This is a genomic window from Phenylobacterium sp. CCH9-H3, from assembly GCF_001557235.1.
In the GTDB taxonomy this organism is placed as follows: domain Bacteria; phylum Pseudomonadota; class Alphaproteobacteria; order Caulobacterales; family Caulobacteraceae; genus Phenylobacterium.
Map to the genome: position 1 here is coordinate 1 of NZ_LSJI01000189.1, position 611 is coordinate 611.

Consider the following 611-nt stretch of genomic DNA (forward strand, 5'->3'; position numbering starts at 1 on the left):
ACCGTGGATTGACCGCGTTGCAGCGACTCGCGGACGGCGTTCAACGACTGGGACGCCGCGCGCTGGTTCTGGGCGATGGCCCAGACAGCGCCGTTGTCCTTGGCGTTGTTGATCTTCTTGCCGGTGTTGATGCGCGCCTGCGTGGTCTGCAGGTCGTTGTTGGTGGCGTTCAGGTTTTGCAGCGCGACCATCGCGCCGACGTTCGTATTGACGCTATTCGTCATCTAGGAAGTCCTTGTTCGTAAGGACCGACGCCATTCTGGCGGCCGGAGGGCGTTTTGCCCTGCGTCTAGGGCAGCAAGCCACGGGCCAGCCGAGCGTTAAGGGGTTTGACCCCAACGCCTTGAATTATTTGAGTTATGAGCTTGTTAGGGTTGCTTGCGCCCGGCAACTATTGCCGACTTGGGCGCCATCCAGGCAAAATTTGCCGAGCCCTTCCGGCAGCTTTTGCCGGGGCGGAAAAGGAGCCCCGGGCGGGCGTTGAGCCCGCCCGGGGTTATAGACCTAGCGGAACAGTCCGAGCAGGATCGAGGACGACTGGTTCGCGATGCCCAGCGCCTGGACGCCCAGCTGCTGCTTCGTCTGCAGAGCCTGGAGCTTGGCGCTTTCCT

At 62.0% G+C, this 611-nt stretch carries 2 pseudogenes; both read right to left on the bottom strand.

Features of this window, described 5'->3' with window-relative positions:
• A pseudogene (locus AX721_RS17395) lies at positions 1 to 224 on the bottom strand (flagellin); the annotation flags it as partial.
• A gap of 280 nt (positions 225 to 504) precedes the next feature.
• Positions 505 to 611 (bottom strand): annotated as a pseudogene (locus tag AX721_RS27440) (flagellin); the annotation flags it as partial.